This is a genomic window from Mesosutterella faecium (genome assembly GCF_022809315.2).
In the GTDB taxonomy this organism is placed as follows: Bacteria; Pseudomonadota; Gammaproteobacteria; order Burkholderiales; family Burkholderiaceae_F; genus Mesosutterella; species Mesosutterella faecium.
In genome coordinates, this window is record NZ_JAKZJU020000002.1 from 125,829 (window position 1) to 140,610 (window position 14,782).

Annotated in this window: 12 protein-coding genes; 8 read left to right on the forward strand and 4 right to left on the reverse strand. The window is 66.0% G+C overall.

The features are described from left to right. The first annotated feature begins 45 nt into the window (after positions 1-45). The gene (locus MUN46_RS10970; RefSeq protein ID WP_243375968.1) at positions 46-1,797 is read left to right on the forward strand and encodes a cation:proton antiporter; all 1,752 of its coding nucleotides are present in this window, start codon (positions 46-48) and stop codon (positions 1,795-1,797) included. A gap of 191 nt (positions 1,798-1,988) precedes the next feature. Here MUN46_RS10970 and MUN46_RS10975 read toward each other — a convergent pair whose 3' ends face one another. Next, the gene (locus MUN46_RS10975; protein ID WP_243375969.1) at positions 1,989-4,400 is read right to left on the reverse strand and encodes an aconitate hydratase; all 2,412 of its coding nucleotides are present in this window, start codon (positions 4,398-4,400) and stop codon (positions 1,989-1,991) included. Positions 4,401-4,609: 209 nt separating this feature from the next. On the opposite strand from MUN46_RS10975, the gene MUN46_RS10980 reads away from it, so the two are divergent. Both MUN46_RS10980 and MUN46_RS10985 read left to right on the forward strand, forming a co-directional pair. Then, on the forward strand, positions 4,610-6,439 hold the full coding sequence (locus tag MUN46_RS10980; RefSeq protein WP_243375970.1) for a sensor histidine kinase: 1,830 nt from the start codon (positions 4,610-4,612) through the stop codon (positions 6,437-6,439). After that, entirely contained in the window at positions 6,436-7,074 is a 639-nt protein-coding gene (locus tag MUN46_RS10985; protein WP_243375971.1) for a response regulator transcription factor, read from the forward strand. The genes MUN46_RS10980 and MUN46_RS10985 overlap by 4 nt, the downstream gene beginning before the upstream one ends. On the opposite strand, the gene MUN46_RS10990 is transcribed toward MUN46_RS10985, so the two are convergent. Further along, positions 7,009-8,019, reverse strand: a complete 1,011-nt coding sequence (locus MUN46_RS10990; protein WP_243375972.1) for a metallophosphoesterase — start codon at positions 8,017-8,019, stop codon at positions 7,009-7,011. The two genes, MUN46_RS10985 and MUN46_RS10990, sit on opposite strands and share 66 nt — an antisense overlap. Before the next feature lie 170 nt (positions 8,020-8,189). Between MUN46_RS10990 and MUN46_RS10995 the strand changes: the two genes are divergently transcribed. The 5 genes from MUN46_RS10995 to MUN46_RS11015 all read left to right on the forward strand — a co-directional run bounded on the left by MUN46_RS10995 (position 8,190) and on the right by MUN46_RS11015 (position 11,622). Then, positions 8,190-8,945, forward strand: coding sequence for an ABC transporter permease (locus MUN46_RS10995; RefSeq protein WP_243375973.1), 756 nt, complete (start codon positions 8,190-8,192; stop codon positions 8,943-8,945). Continuing rightward, the gene (locus tag MUN46_RS11000; protein WP_243375974.1) at positions 8,942-9,706 is read left to right on the forward strand and encodes an ABC transporter ATP-binding protein; all 765 of its coding nucleotides are present in this window, start codon (positions 8,942-8,944) and stop codon (positions 9,704-9,706) included. Before MUN46_RS10995 ends, MUN46_RS11000 begins: the two co-directional genes overlap by 4 nt. Positions 9,707-9,712: 6 nt before the next feature. Continuing rightward, positions 9,713-10,663, forward strand: coding sequence for an ABC transporter substrate-binding protein (locus MUN46_RS11005; protein WP_243375975.1), 951 nt, complete (start codon positions 9,713-9,715; stop codon positions 10,661-10,663). 97 nt (positions 10,664-10,760) lie between these two features. Next, complete coding sequence (locus MUN46_RS11010) at positions 10,761-11,318, forward strand: hypothetical protein (RefSeq protein WP_243375976.1); 558 nt, start codon at positions 10,761-10,763, stop codon at positions 11,316-11,318. Beyond that, entirely contained in the window at positions 11,311-11,622 is a 312-nt protein-coding gene (locus tag MUN46_RS11015; protein ID WP_237978369.1) for a hypothetical protein, read from the forward strand. Before MUN46_RS11010 ends, MUN46_RS11015 begins: the two co-directional genes overlap by 8 nt. A gap of 31 nt (positions 11,623-11,653) precedes the next feature. On the opposite strand, the gene MUN46_RS11020 is transcribed toward MUN46_RS11015, so the two are convergent. Both MUN46_RS11020 and MUN46_RS11025 read right to left on the reverse strand, forming a co-directional pair. Then, a complete protein-coding gene (locus MUN46_RS11020) occupies positions 11,654-13,927 on the reverse strand; it encodes a patatin-like phospholipase family protein (protein WP_243375977.1) in 2,274 nt (757 codons plus the stop codon). A 90-nt stretch (positions 13,928-14,017) separates the two neighbouring features. Beyond that, positions 14,018-14,719, reverse strand: coding sequence for an amidase family protein (locus MUN46_RS11025; RefSeq protein ID WP_243375978.1), 702 nt, complete (start codon positions 14,717-14,719; stop codon positions 14,018-14,020). Positions 14,720-14,782: the final 63 nt, after the last annotated feature.

Consider the following 14,782-nt stretch of genomic DNA (forward strand, 5'->3'; position numbering starts at 1 on the left):
TCCTTTTTTCAGTCAGACCCATCATTCCGGAATAAAAACATCGAGATGGAACAGAACTTTACCCTGATCTCCACCCTTGCCGCAGGCTTTGTCTTCGCGCTCGTCTTCGGCGTGATCGCCCAGCGCTTCCGCGTTCCTCCGCTGGTCGGCTACCTGCTTGCCGGCATCATCATCTCACCCGCGACCCCGGGTTACGTCGCCGACGTCGAGCTCGCCCACCAGCTCTCTGAAATCGGCATCATGCTGCTGATGTTCGGCGTCGGGCTGCATTTTTCGCTCAAGGACCTGCTTCGCGTGAAGGCGATCGCGATCCCCGGAGCAGTAGCCCAGATGGCGCTCGCGACGCTGCTGGGCATGGTCGTCTCGCACCTCTGGGGCTGGAGCTGGGGGCAATGCTTCGTCTTCGGGCTGTCTCTGTCCTGTGCCTCCACCGTGGTGCTTCTCAAGGCGCTGGATTCAAAAGGGATCCTGAAGACCATGGACGGCCAGATTGCCGTGGGCTGGCTCGTGGTCGAGGACATTATGACGGTGGTGCTGCTCGTGCTGCTGCCGCCGCTTGCCGCAGTGCTGGGCGGCAGCATCGGGACGAGCACCGCAATGACCGCGGAAGGTTCCCAGCCCTTGTGGCTCATCTTTCTCTCGACGCTCGGGCGCGTCGCAGCCTTCATCGCCTTCATGCTGGTTTTCGGCAAGCGAGTGCTGCCGTGGCTGCTCTGGCAGGTCGCAAAGACAGGTTCGCGAGAGCTTTTCACGCTGTGCGTTCTTGCTTCGGCCATCGGCATCGCCTACGGCGCTTCGCTTGTTTTTGACGTCTCCTTCGCCCTCGGCGCCTTCTTCGCCGGCATGGTGATGCAGGAGTCGAAATACGCGCACGCGGCCGCGATCGAGTCGCTACCGCTGCAGGACGCTTTCTCCGTCATTTTCTTCGTGGGCGTGGGCATGATGTTCGAACCCTCGATCCTCGTCTCCCAGCCTCTGCAGCTGCTGCTCACGCTTGCGATCATCATGCTCGGGAAATCGGCCGGCGCCTTCTTTCTCGTGCTGCTGTTCCGCAGGCCGCTGCATACTGCGCTCACGGTCGCCGCGGCGCTCGCCCAGATCGGCGAGTTCTCCTTCATTCTCGCGGGGCTTGGCGTCTCGCTGGGGCTGCTGCCCCGCGAGGGGATGAGCCTCATCCTCGCCGCGGCCATTCTCTCGATCGCTCTCAACCCTGTCGCCTTTGCGCTCGTGCCGAGCATCAAGGAAGGCATGAAGAAGCGCTGGAGCTTCGCGCTGGCGGCCGACCGACGGGCTGCCCGGGACTTCCGACAGGAGCATGTAAAGGACGAAGAAAAGCGCAAGGTCATCATCGTGGGAGGCGCCGCGGCCGGGGCGGAGGTCGCCCGGGCGCTCAAGGCCGAAGGCGTCCCCTTCACGATCGTGGAGGACGACCCGGCGCTGATCCGGGAGCTTGAGCGCGAGGGGCTCAGCGTCACTCCGGGCCCGGCCGAGAGCCTCGGTACGCTCGCTCAGGCGGGCGTGCAGGACGCCTCGCTGCTGCTGGTCGCGATGCCAAACAGCATACGAGCCATCCGGGCAGTCGGGGCCGCGAGGGAGCTCAACCCGGACCTGAAGAGCGCCGTCTTCGCGAAAAACGCGGCCGAGGCCGAGCGGTTCAGGGAAAACATCGGCATCAACGAGGCCTTCTACGCTGAAAAGGAGCTCGCGCGCGCAGCCGCGCGGTTCGCGCTCGAGCAGGCCGGACGCGCGAGCCCGGAGGGAGCCGCCGCCCCAGGCGGGAAGCTCGCCCTGAGCTGAGGGCGCCGCGAGCCGCGCCGGACGCATCCCCCGCGGGGCAAGGGCCCCGGGCTCCCATAAAAAAATATCCTCCCCACCGGGGCCGGAGTGACCGTAGCCCCGAGGGGAGGATGCTGATTTTTACTTCCACCTGGGGAAAAGAGCGGGCGGAACCCGCGCCGCTCTTTCGCACTTTCCCGGAAAAAAGGGAATCAGGCGGCCTTCTTCATCGCGTTCAGGGCCGAGCCCGCGCGGAACCAGGACAGCTGTTTCTCGTTGTAGGAGTGCGCAGCCTGGAAGCGGTCCTCGGTGCCGTCCTCGTGCTTGCAGACCACGGTGACCGTCTTGCCCGGGGCGAGCTCTTTCAGGCCCAGCACGGAGATCCGGTCCTTTTCACGGATCTTGTCGTAGTCCTTCGGGTTTACGAAAGTCAGCGCGAGAATGCCCTGCTTCTTGAGGTTCGATTCATGGATTCGGGCCAGGCTCTTGGCCAGAACCACAGAGACGTTGAGATAGCGCGGCTCCATGGCGGCGTGCTCGCGGGAAGAGCCCTCGCCGTAATTGTCGTCGCCGACAATCACGGAGTGAATGCCCTTGTTCTTATAGAGCCGGGCCGTCTTCGCCGGGGTTTCGTAGTCCTTGTTCACGACGTTCCAGACGCTCTGACTGCGGCCGTTGAAGGCGTTCACGGCGCGCTCGAGCAGGTTGTCGGAAATGCGGTCGATGTTGCCGCGGTAGGGCAGCCACTTTCCCCCCGGGGAGATGTGGTCGGTCGTGCACTTGCCCTTCGCCTTGATGAGCAGCGGCAGATCCACGAAGTCCTTGCCGTCCCAGGCCGCGAACGGGGTGAGCAGGCGAATGCGCTCGGCGTTCGGGCTCACCTTGATTTCAATCTTCTTGAAATCCGGGATGACGCAGCCCTTCACGTTGGTGGCGAAGCCCTTCTTCGGCAGCTCCTCCCCGGTCGGGGCGGCCAGCTTGAAGCTCGCTCCGTTTGCGCCGGTGATGGTGTTCTTCAGGGGGTTGAAGCCCATATCGCCTTCGATGGCCATCGCGACTACCATTTCAGGGGAGGCGAGGAACGCCTGCGTCTTCTTGTTGCCGTCGTTGCGGCCGGCGAAGTTGCGGTTGAACGACTCGATGATGGTGTTCTTCTGCGAGGGATCGCCGATGTGGCGCTTCCACTGCCCGATGCAGGGACCGCAGGCGGTGGTCATCACGGTGGCGTTGAGCTTCTCGAAGGTCTGCAGGATGCCGTCGCGCTTGAGGGTCTCGCGGATGCGCACGGAGCCGGGCACGACGATGAGCGGGGTCTTGATCTTCACGCCCTTGTCGAGGCACTGGCGTGCGATCGAAGCCGCGCGGGTGAAGTCCTCGTAGGAGGAGTTGGTGCAGGAACCGACGAGCGCCACCTCGATGTTCTGCGGCAGGCCCTTCGACTTCACCGTCTCGCCCACCTTGTCGATCGGCATCGCGGCGTCGGGAGAGAGCGGCCCGTTGATGTAGGGGGTGAGTTCGGAGAGGTTGATCTCGACCACGCGGTCGAAGAACTTTTCGGGGTGCGCGAGCACCTCGGGATCGGCGTGCAGGTCCTTGGCGACGCCGTCGGCCAGCGAAGCCACGGCCGCGCGGCCGGTCGCCTGGAGATAGGACTTCATGTGGGAATCGTAGGGGAAGACCGAGGAAGTCGAGCCCACTTCAGCGCCCATGTTGCCGATCGTGGCCTTGCCGGTCGCGGAGAGCGTGTCGGCGCCGTCGCCGAAGTACTCGATCACGCAGTTCGTACCGCCCTTGGTGGAGAGGATGCCGGCCAGCTTCAGGATCACGTCCTTAGGCGAAGCCCAGCCCTGGAGGTGCCCGGTGAGCTTCACGCCAATCAGCTTCGGCATCTTGAGCTCCCACTCGGTGCCCATCAGGGCGTCGACCAGGTCGGCGCCGCCCACGCCGATCGCAAGCATCCCCAGGCCGCAGGCGGTCGGGGTGTGCGAGTCGGTAACGAGCATCATGCCGCCCGGAAAGTCGTAGTTCTCGAGGAAGACCTGATGGCAGATGCCCGAGCCCGCGGGCCAGAAGTCAAAGCCGTAGCGGCGCGAGACGTCGCGCAGGAAGTCGTAGGTCTCCTTGTTGAACTGATCGGCGAAGAGGATGTCCTTGCGGGCGCCGGCGTTCGCGGTGACAAGGTGGTCGCAGACCATCGCGGCGGGCAGCGCGATGCGGTCGCGCCCCGAGGTCATGAACTGCAGGATGGCCATGGGGCCGCCGATGTCGTGGGTCCCGGCGCGGTCAGGCCTGAACTCCGCGTAGGAGGCGCCGCGCTTGTATTCCTGAATGTTCTTCGGATCGTAAAGATGGGTGTAGAGGATCTTCTCGGAGAGCGTGAGAGGGCGGTTGAGCTTCGCGCGGACCGCGGCGAGACGGGACGGATAATTGCGGTAGAACGCCTGGATCATCGCGAAATCGCGGATGCTGGCCGTGGAGGCCTGCGCGGCCTTCTTGCCGGCGGCGGACGACGCCTTGGCCGAAACGAGGCCCGGCAGCGACATCGCGCTTACACCGGCCGCACCGATCGCTGTATCCTTGAGCAGGGTGCGGCGCGACAACTGGAAACTCTTCTTGCCTTCCATCTGATGTTCTCCTGAAAGCGGGCGGATCGCCTCTTGTCCGGGCTCCTGGCCACGCTCTTTTTCTGTGAAAATCTGGATCATCTCCGGCGCTGTTCGGCCATAGGTCTTCCTATGGGGGCGGCTCCTGATGGCTTACATTGTTCTGCCGATCAACCACTACGTAGTCTGACGGACGTCAAATACCGTTCGATCTACCACTTTTGAAATAGATGCCTATACGAGTCCTCTGTCTTGCCGCCATCGCCCTGCTGCCGCTCGCAGTCCGGGCCGCTGAAGCCGCCTGGCCGGCGCTGCCCGTGCGGCCCGACGTGACAGTGGGCATCGTCGACTACACGAGCCCCTCGCACAACGAGCTCATCATCCCCGACACGCTTGAAGCGCTTCGAAAGAACCTCGGGCCCGAGCACGTCCTCGTGAAGCGCTACAGCCTCTCGGAGCTCGCCTCCGCGATTCAGAAAAGCGAGGTGGACGTCTTTCTCGCGTCCTCGGGCTTCTGCCGCACGATGGTGCCCTTCGGGGCAAGCGCGCTTGCCACGGTCGCCTCGGTCGAGAACCCCGACCCCAACCAGAACGACGGGTCGGCCTTCGTGGTGCGTTCGGACTCCTCGGTTCGCACCCTCATGGATGCCTCGGGAAAGAGGCTCGGCGCCTCCTCGCCCACCGCCTTTCTGGGCTACCTCGTGGGCTTGGGCGAAGTGGCGCGCCAGGGCGGCAACCCGGATCGCTTCTTCTCCGAAACCCGCTTCTACGGCGGAGGCCTCGGTGCAGGCTCCATCCTCGAGGCGCTGCGCCGTGGCGAAGTGGACATCGGCATCTTCAGGCAGTGCTGGCTTGAAGACCACGTGCGGGCGAACCCCGCTGACCGCGGTCTCTTCCGCGTGGTCGACCCGAGGCCGGACTCCGGGAGGTGCCTGCGCTCAAGCAACCTCTACCCCACCTGGACCATCTCGACCGCGCCCGGGATCCGGCCCGACACCTCGAAGCTCGTCGCCTCGGCGGTGCTCGACATGCCGCCCACCCGAAGCGGCCTCTACTGGAGCATCGCGACCGATTTCCGGCAGGTCGACGAACTCTACCGGACGCTGCGGCGCGGTCCCTACGCGTACCTCCGCGAATGGTCCGTAAAGCGGTTCCTCGCTGCCTTCTGGCCCGGGATCGTGATCGCGCTGATGCTCGTTGTGGGGCTGGCCGCCCATGCGCTTCGCACCGAGGTACTCGTGAAGCGGCGCACCGCACAGCTGCAAGAGGCGCTGCGGGTCCAGAAGAACTACCAGGCCCGCGCCCGCGCGGCGAACGAAAAGATCCGCACGATGGAAAAGATCGGGATCGTGGGCGAGCTCTGCTCTATTTTCGCGCACGAGATACGTCAGCCCCTCGGGGCGATCGCCCTTTACGCGCAGGGCCTGCGCTCGCTCGTGCGGCGGGGCTCGGCCTCCCCCGAGCAGCTCTCGCTCGCGCTCGACCGTATCGAGACCCAGACCCAGCGGGCGAGCGACATCGTGGAGCGGGTACGCGCCTATGCGAGGTCGCGCAGCTCCCGGCGCGAGTCCTTCCTCCTCAACGACGCGGTGAGCCGCGCACAGGCCAATTTCGAGGCCTCGAGCACCCTGCACCCTAGGATCTCCCGCACGGACACCGGCCGCATCGCCTTCACGGGCGACCCCCTGGAGATGGAACTCGTCGCCTACAACCTCATCAAAAACGCGGCGGAGGCGGTTCGCAGCCAGTCCGACGCATCTGTCGAGATTCTCCTCAGCCAGAACGCGACCCACGCGCTGCTCTCGGTCTCGGACAACGGGCCGGCGCTTTCCCGCGAAGAGCTCGAGCTGCTCGCGGACCCCGGGGCGAGCTTCAGGAGCAGCAAGGCCGAAGGCCTGGGGCTGGGACTCCTCATCGTGAAAGCGATCATCGAAAAAAACGGCGGGCGGCTCTCCTATGAATCCTCCGGGAGCCGGGGCGTCACCGCCTGGGTGTTCCTGCCGCTTGAAAAGGCGGAGCGAGGACTAGGAAATGCCAGTCAGGACAAGGAGCTCACATGACAAACGTCCCTGAAGAACTGAAGAAAGGCAGCCTCATCCGGGCCGTGGATGACGACCCAGCGATCCGCGAGGCGCTCCAGTTCATGCTGGAGGCCGAGGGCTGGAGGATAAAGACTTACGCGGGAGGGCAGGAATTCCTCACCGAAGACGCACCCTCGGTGCCGGGCTGCGCCATCATCGACGTGCGCATGCCCGGAATGTCGGGGCTCGAGCTGCAGCGCGAGATGAACGTGCGCGGCTACCGCCTCCCGGTCATCTTCCTCACGGGCCACGGCGACATTGACATGGCGGTGAGCGCGATGCGCGAGGGCGCGGTCGATTTCGTCCAGAAGCCGGTCGAGCAGGAGCGCATCCTCGAGGCGATCGCGAGAGCCGTCGACCGGGGCCGGCTCGGAGAGGGCGGCAGCCTGTTGCTGGGCGACATCCGCGCGCGGGTCTCGACGCTCACCGACCGTGAGCGCGAGGTGGCGGCCCTGATCGGAGCGGGACTCACCAACCGGCAGGTGGGCGAGAGGATCGGCATCACGGTGCGCACGGCCGAGGGGCACCGCGCCGCGATCATACGCAAGCTAGGCGTGCGCGAGCCGCAGGCGATCGCCCGGTTCCTGAAAAGCCTCGAGGAACGGGAAGGCTGAGCGCTGCGCTCCTGCGCCGCTGCCGACCTGGCCGAAGCGCTCGTCCTTAAGCGGCCCGGGCTCGTCCTCGCACCAGCGGTAGGCGGTGAGCGCGCCGCCGCTGCCCGCTCCGTAGTCCACGCAGGCGGCGAATTCAGACACGGGCCGGGGCTCGAGTCCGCAAAGGTTGTAGTGACCGAAGAAGGTGGGCTTTTCGGGCTTGAAGACGCACACGCTCTTTTCAAGCGGCAGGGGCGGTACGCGCTCGGGCGCCTCCATGAAAGCCGCGGCGCGGTAGCTCGCGGCCCGGTCGTCCCACCAACGGATGCGCACGCGCCGCAGGAGCTTGCCGCGGCGGCTTCGGTAGGTGACCCCGGGCGGCAGTGGGAGCATGATGCCTGAAAGCACCCGCTCGAGCGCGTCATGCACCCTCCGGGCCCCGCGCTGCGTCTCGCCCCCGCGCGGGGGATTGAAGCGCCGGAACAGCGCTTCGCTCATGCGGCAGCCGCCCAGGGCCTGAGAGACCGTGCGCATCGCCTCCGGATCCCAGCAGGCGTGCACGGCCCGCAGGGGCCCAAGGTCGAGCCAGAGCGGCAGCGACATCATCCAGTCCAGAACCTCCTCGAAGTCCGGAGCGTTCTGGATGCGCCGCAGAAACGAGACGTGGCGCTCGCCGCGGTGGAAATTCTCGAGCCCCAGCCAGTCGCAGAGGTCGTTGTACTCGTGATTGCCCATGAGGGCGAGGGCCGAACCCGAGCGCGTCATCGCCATCACGGTGCGCACCGTGGTGAGCTCGAAGTCGCCCCGATCGATCATGTCGCCCAGAAAGAGCGGCCTGCGGCCCGAAGGATGGCGCCAGACGTAGGGAGAGGACCGCTCGTAGCCCATCGAGTCGAAAAGCCGCTCGAGCAGCTCAAAGTGTCCGTGCACGTCCCCGATGATGTCCCAGCCCGGGCCCAGCGTCATTGTCTAATTTCCCCCTGCCTTTTCAAGGCTTACCGACTGCGGCCGAATTTTAGCAACATTCCGTGATGCTCTGATGACAGCCCGGGCAGACCGCGGGCCCTGCGATTAGAATAGGAAACCGCCTTGTCGTATATAATTAATTATCATTCTCATTTAATTCAAGCCGAACCATGCCGCGCAGGCTTCTCTATCTTGTGCTTCCGACGCTGCTTTTCGCCCTCTGGGAGGGGGCTTCGCACAGCGGCCGCATCCCCGCGATCCTGCTACCCACGCCCGAATCGGTCTTCGCGGCCTTCTGCGCGCTCGCCTCTGACGGGACGCTTGCCGCGCACATCGCCTCCTCGGCCCGGCGCGCCTTCACCGGATTCGTACTTTCGGCGCTGCTCGGCGTCGGGCTCGGGGTCTTCCTCGCGGGCCACGAGAACGCGCGCCACGCGGGCAGCCTCCTGCTCGAGGCACTGCGGGTGACTCCGCCGCTCTCGCTTGTGCCGCTGCTCATCCTGTGGCTCGGGATCGACGAGGCCCCGAAGATTGCGATTGTTTTCCTCGCAAGCTTCTTTCCCGTCTATATGAACGCGCTCTCCGCTGTGCGGAGCGTGGATCCAGGACTTAAGGAAGTAGCGCTGCTGCTGCATTTCTCACCCTTCGAGCGCTTCCGCTGCCTCACGCTGCCCGCGTCGCTGCCGGGAATCCTCACGGGCCTGCGGCTCGGCTTCGGCTACAGCTGGAGGGCTCTGGTGGGCGCGGAGCTCATCGCCTCGTCCTCGGGGCTGGGCTTTCTCATCAGCGAATCAGCGGAGCTCTCGAAGACTGATGCGATCTTCGTGGGCATCATTACGATCGCGGTCCTCGGCGTGGCGGCCGACGCAGCGCTTCAGGCGCTTCTGAGCCTCGCTTCGGCCAGAATCAGGAGCGGCGGACGATGAATGCAGCCCTCATCTGCGAAAGCCTGTGCAAAACCTTCGAGACCCCGCGGGGCGCCGTGCGGCCGCTTCAGAACCTCTCGCTCCGGGCCGAGCCCGGGGAAATCGCTGCCGTGGTGGGCGAAAGCGGCTGCGGAAAGACCACGCTTCTGCGGATCATCGCCGGACTCGAGAGGGCCGAGGCCGGCCGGGTGCGGTTCGAGGGGGCGTCGGGCGAGCCCGCCTCGCCCCGGATCGGGGTCGTCTTCCAGGAGCACCGGCTCTTTCCCTGGATGACGGTGCGGGAGAACATCGAGCTCGCGGTGCGCCGGCTGCCGGCCCCGGAGCGGCGCCGCCGGTGCGGCGAAATCCTGGAGCTTGTGCGGCTTTCCGGATTTGAAGAGGCCTATCCCAGAGAGCTCTCCGGAGGGATGGCGCAGCGCGTGGGGCTCGCCCGGGCCTTGGTCGGCTCGCCCGATGTGCTTCTCATGGACGAGCCCTTCGGGGCGCTTGACGCGCTCACGCGCCACAGCCTCTACCGGGAGTTCGTCCGGGTGCACGCCGAGCGGCCCGCGACGACGTTGCTCATCACCCACGACGTCACCGAGGCGGTGCTGCTCGCGCGGCACGTCCACGAAATCGGCGGGGGGAGGCTGCTGCGGACCTTCGACGTCCCCTTCCCCTACCCGAGGACCCTGTCCACGCCGGGACTGGGCGGACTGAGCGACCGGATCCTCGCAACTTTTCTTCAACCAAGCCTCAGCAGCATTCAACCCAAGGAGTGAATTTTTATGAACCTCAAGCACTGGGCCGCGGCCTTTGCCGCCGCGGCAATCTTCACCGCCTCCGGCGCCGCGCTCGCCGCTATGCCCAAGGAACTCAACATCGTCTATGTGAAGGCTCCCTTCAATCTTCAGAACATGGTGATGAAGCAGCAGGGGCTGCTCGAGAAGGCCTTCGCGAAGGACGGAGTCAAAGTGAACTGGAAGACCATCACCTCCGGCTCCCAGCAGAGCCAGGCGATGGCAGCCGGCGCCGTGGACATCTCGGCCGTCATGAACACCGCCTCCCTTCTCATGGCCAACGGTGCGGGCAACCCGGTGCTTATCGCCAGCGGCGTCGCGCACCCGTCGGAGAATTTCGCGATCGTCGCGAAAAAGGGCGGTCCGGACTCGATCCGCGCGCTCAAGGGCAAAAAGGTAGTGGGGCCCCGCGGCACGGTGCTGCACCAGACGCTCGTGGCCGCGCTCGTTAAAAACGGCATGAAGCCCTTCGACGTCGAATTCATCTCGATGGGCATCCCCGCCGCGCTCTCGGCGGTCTCAAGCGGCCGGGCGGACGCGGCTCTGCTTGCGGCCTCCGCCATTGTGAAGGCCGAGGAGTCGGGCTGCCGGGTGATCACCCGCGCCACGGGTCTGGTGAACGTGAATCTGGTGATGACGGTGAGGAAGGGCTTTGCCGACCAGAGCCCGGAGGCCGTCGAGAAGGTCGTGCAGGTGCAGCGGGAAACCCTGAAGTGGATCCGCACGCACTGGAAGGAGGCGGTTGGAATCGGCGCGAAGGAGCACGGCATCAGCTTTGCCCAGGCCGAGGCCCTCGCGAAGCGCTCGAATTACTACGACACCCTCACGGAAAAGGATCTGAAGGGGCTCGAAGAGGACCAGAAGTTCCTTGTCGACAACGGCATGATGGCCAGAAAGGTGAACGTGCGCTCGCTCGTGCTGCCGTCGGCGCTGCATTAAGATAAGCCGCAGGGGCGGGGCCGGGAAGAGCCGCCCTCCTTCTACCCCCGGCTCCGCCGGAAACGCTTCCTTTTTCCCCGCGAGGAGAACCGCCGCCATGGAGCTCACGGCACCAGCCACCCTTCGGATCCGAGACCACGGGATCGAGCTCGCCATCCCCTTTGAAGCCTGCCGCCTCTACCACGGCGAGGACAGCATCGGGGGGCTCGCCTTCGGGTACCGGCTCGTGTGCTTTGCACTCTCGAAGCTCTCGCCCGGGCGGACCGCGGACCGCAGGGATTTCCGCTTCAAAACCGCCTTCCCCGGCCCGGGCGTGATCGACGCGCTCGAGATGACGACCCGCGCGGTCTCGCGGGGCGCGCTCGAGGTGATCCCGCCGGAGAGCGCCCCCCGCTGCGCCCCGGAGGCCGTCTACGGGCGGCTTTACTTTGAGGCTTCGCTCGGGGACCCGGGGCTTTGCCTCTGCGCGCGAGAGGGAATCATGAGCGAAGACTTCATCCGCACGGGCCGCTCCGTGAAGGCCGGAGGCCGCGATCCGGCACTTCTTGCACACTGGACGGAGTTGAAGCGAGCTCTCGCGCGGGCCGCGATGGCCGCGCGCGACGAGGAGCTCTTTGCCATCGTTCCCGAGGGCGGGGAGACGCGCAATGCCTGAGAGCGTCATCACGCGCTGCAGCCAGAAAGGCGTCCGGGTGCTGGTCTACGGGCGCAGCAAAAGCCGCCCCGGCGAACCCGAGCGGCTCCTCTTTGAAGTAAAGGGCGCGCTTGAGAGCTGGAGCCCGGAGCGGGTGACCGTGACGGACTTTTCGGGGCTCGAGGCCGACTACGGCCCTGACGGGCGAGAGGACGACGACACCGATCTGATCGAACGGCTGCGCGCGGGAGACTCGAAGGCGATCTGGAGCGTCTTTTTCCTCGCGGCGGTGCTTCTTGTGGCCTGGGCGACGGGCAGCCTTTAGGCGGCAGCCCGGCCCCTGCCTTCAAGCGGCCTTACTGGATGTGCCCCCACATGAAGTAAATGGCGCTGTCGCCCCCAAAGGTGCGTCCCCCCACCAGGTAGATCGGCCCCACCCAGGTGTCGGCACCGAGGAAGACTCCCGCCGCGCTCTTCCAGCCCGGGTGCTCGCCGTCCAACTTGTTGTAGGCCCGGCCGCCTTCCACCGTCACCCCGGCCCAGACTGGAGCGCCGATCTGCGCGAGCCGCGAGCTCAGGTTCCTGTAGGCCATGAGGCGCGCGAATTCCATGTGGTCGCCCGAATAACGCCCGTAGCTCGAGCCCGACAGGTTGAAGGCGCCGCCCAGCTTGAATGTGCCCTCAAGCGGCGAGCGGCCCGCCTTCACGGTCCCGGCGAAGGTCCAGGGGCCGGCCGTCGTCGCCCCGGTCGCGCTCAGCTCGTAGCCGGTCTTCATGCCGCTTCTTCCCATCTCGTCCCAGAAACGCACCCCGAGCGCGTCGATCTTGTAGCCTGCGGTGGGGAAGCTCGTGCTATTCAGGCGGTCGAGCTTGAAGCGCACGAAGTTTCCGAAGCCGCGGGTGTCCCTCACGTCGCGCTCGCCCGTGCCCACGACGCGGTTGGGCTTGAGAAGCGTGTAGCCCAGCCCCGCGGTGGCCACGCCATAGCGGCCGAGCTCGTAGCCGAGCTCCACCGAGCCGATGAGCTGCTTGTTCTGCCAGGTGCCGGCCCGGATGTCGCCCTCGTAGACGTCATAGTCCTCGCGCCCAATGGAAAAGCGCGGATTGAGGAACACGGGGCTTGCAACGCCCAGGGGCTGGTAGTAGCTCAGCTGCAGGCCCTCGTCCTCGCCGATCTGCACGGCGGTCTTCAGCTCCCCGCCCCAGGCGTTGATCCAGCCGAGCGTGTGTTCGAGCATGAAGCTGAAGGTGTGGTCGTCGCGGAAATTGGTCTGCAAGCGACCGCCCACGCGGAAGGCCGAATACCCCCAGGTCTTCTCCTGTGGCTCGAAGACGAGCATCTCGGTGCCATCGGGGCCGGGCTCGAAATGGTAGGGCACGGAGAGGAAATCGTCGTCCTGCCAGATGCGCTGCGCCGCCCGCTCGACCTGCGCCGTGGTGACGACGTCGCCCCTCTTCAGCTTGATCTCGCGCTCGACGTTGACAGGGTTGACCACCTTGAGTCCCTCGACCCGCACGCCCGCGAGCACGTGCCGCCCGGTGATCTCGGTCGCGCTGCGGCGCTGCTCGCTCCAGGCGAGGAACTCGCTGCGGGGAACGGCGAGGCTGCGCAGCCTCGGCAGCACCTTTCTCGCCGCCTCCTCGCCCGCGCGGATGATCTCGTCGGCCTTGTCGAAGTCGCCCGAAGAGTACTGCTCGAGGTCGGGCACGATGAAGATGTCGCGCGGCGTGAGCTCGCTGATGCTCTTCTGCACGTTCTGCTCGGTGAGGATGTTGATCATCTGCCCCATGACGCCCGCGAGCGTGTTGAGCTTCGAGCGCGGGGAGAGCGGCGTGCCCACGTTCACCGCGATCACGATGTCGGCGCCCTGCTTCCTCGCCTCCTCGACCGGGAGGTTCTGCACGAGACCGCCGTCGGAGATGAGATGTCCCTTCCACTCGGCCGGCGCGAAGGCTCCCGGAATCGACATCGAGGCGCGCATCGCCTGTGAGAGCAGGATGTCCTTCTGCAGCACGAGGGCACGGCCCGTCTCAAGGTCGGTGCCGAAGGCCGCAAACGGGATCGGCAGCCGCGAGAGGTCCGTGATGCGGCTTGCCGGCTCGTTCACGCGCGACAGGAACAGATCGAGCTCCTGGGTCGTAATGATGCCGTAGGGCAGCGCGAAGCCCTGCGGCCCGATGCCGAGCTCCGTGTCGGAAAGCCCGTGCTCCTTGTCTTCTTTGCGCCGCCAGTTCATCTCGGCGCGGTCAGGCTTCGGCGCGAACATCTTCTGCCAGTTGACGCCTTTGATGATTTTCTCGATCTCCTCGGGGCTGTAGCCCTCAGCGTAGCCCCCGCCCACCATGGAGCCCATGGAGGTGGCGGTGATGAGGTCGACCTTCACGCCCGCTTCCTCGAGCACCTTGAGCACCCCCACGTGCGCGAACCCGCGGGCGCCGCCGCCCGAGAGCACGAGCCCGATCCTCGGACGCCGGACGGTCTCGGGTCGCCTCTGGCCTGGCGAGGGGGCCGGAGCGGACTGAACCGCGGCGGGCTGCGTCTGCGGGGCAGGCGCGGGGGAGGAGAATCCGTCGGCCCGGACGCCGGAGGCGGCAAAGGAGAAAAGGACGAGAAAGGCGGCGAATTTCATGGCGCGCTGAAAACAAAATCTAAAACAAAAGAAAAACACCTTTAGGATAGCGTATCTGGGTTCGTCTTCCTATTAGCCGCCGGGGCAATCTCAGACGGCTTTCCTTATAAAAAAGAAGAAGATCGGGGCAAAGCCCGCGCTGGAAAAGAGCATGCGCGGGCGACCGAGGCTTTCCATAAGCTCGCAGCCGCAGCGCAGCACCCACTCGTCGCAACCCGCGGGCCCGAGGAGGGTGAGGCCGACCGGCGCGCCCTGCAGAGTACCCAGCGGCAGCGACAGCGAGGGCAGCCCCGCGAGTCCCGCCGGAGAAAGCACCGCAAAGGCGCTCGAACGGAAATGCTCCATGTCCGCGTCGCTGCCCGAGTGAAGCGGCCCGGGGCCGGGCAGCGTCGGAAACACGAGGAGGCCGCCCCCGGCGAGCTCTTCGTCAAGAAAGGCTTTGATCCGGGAGCGCTCTTCGCGCCAGGGCCGCAGGTCCTCCGAAGCCGCCTCGCGCGCGAAGGCGAAGCGCTCGCGCACGCCGGGTCCAAGCGCGGGGTACACCTGCTCGATGAAGGAGCCCCAGCTGCGCCAGGCTTCGGCCGCCTGAAGGTGGCGGAAGGCTTCTGCGAAGCACCCGAGGGTACAGGGCGCAAGACGCGCCTCCTCCTCTCCGCCCCAGAGCGCGCGGGCCTCGGAAAGCGGCCTCGAGAAGGCCTCGTGCAGCTCCTTCGGGACCGCCGCCCAGGCGTCCGCGGGCAGCAGCAGCCGAGGCCTTGCGGGGAAGGCCTTTTCGTCGGGCCCGCAGAGCACGGCAAAGGCGCGCTTCCTCCTTCAGACACGGGCTCTGTACTCACCGTCACGGCCGCAGCCGCT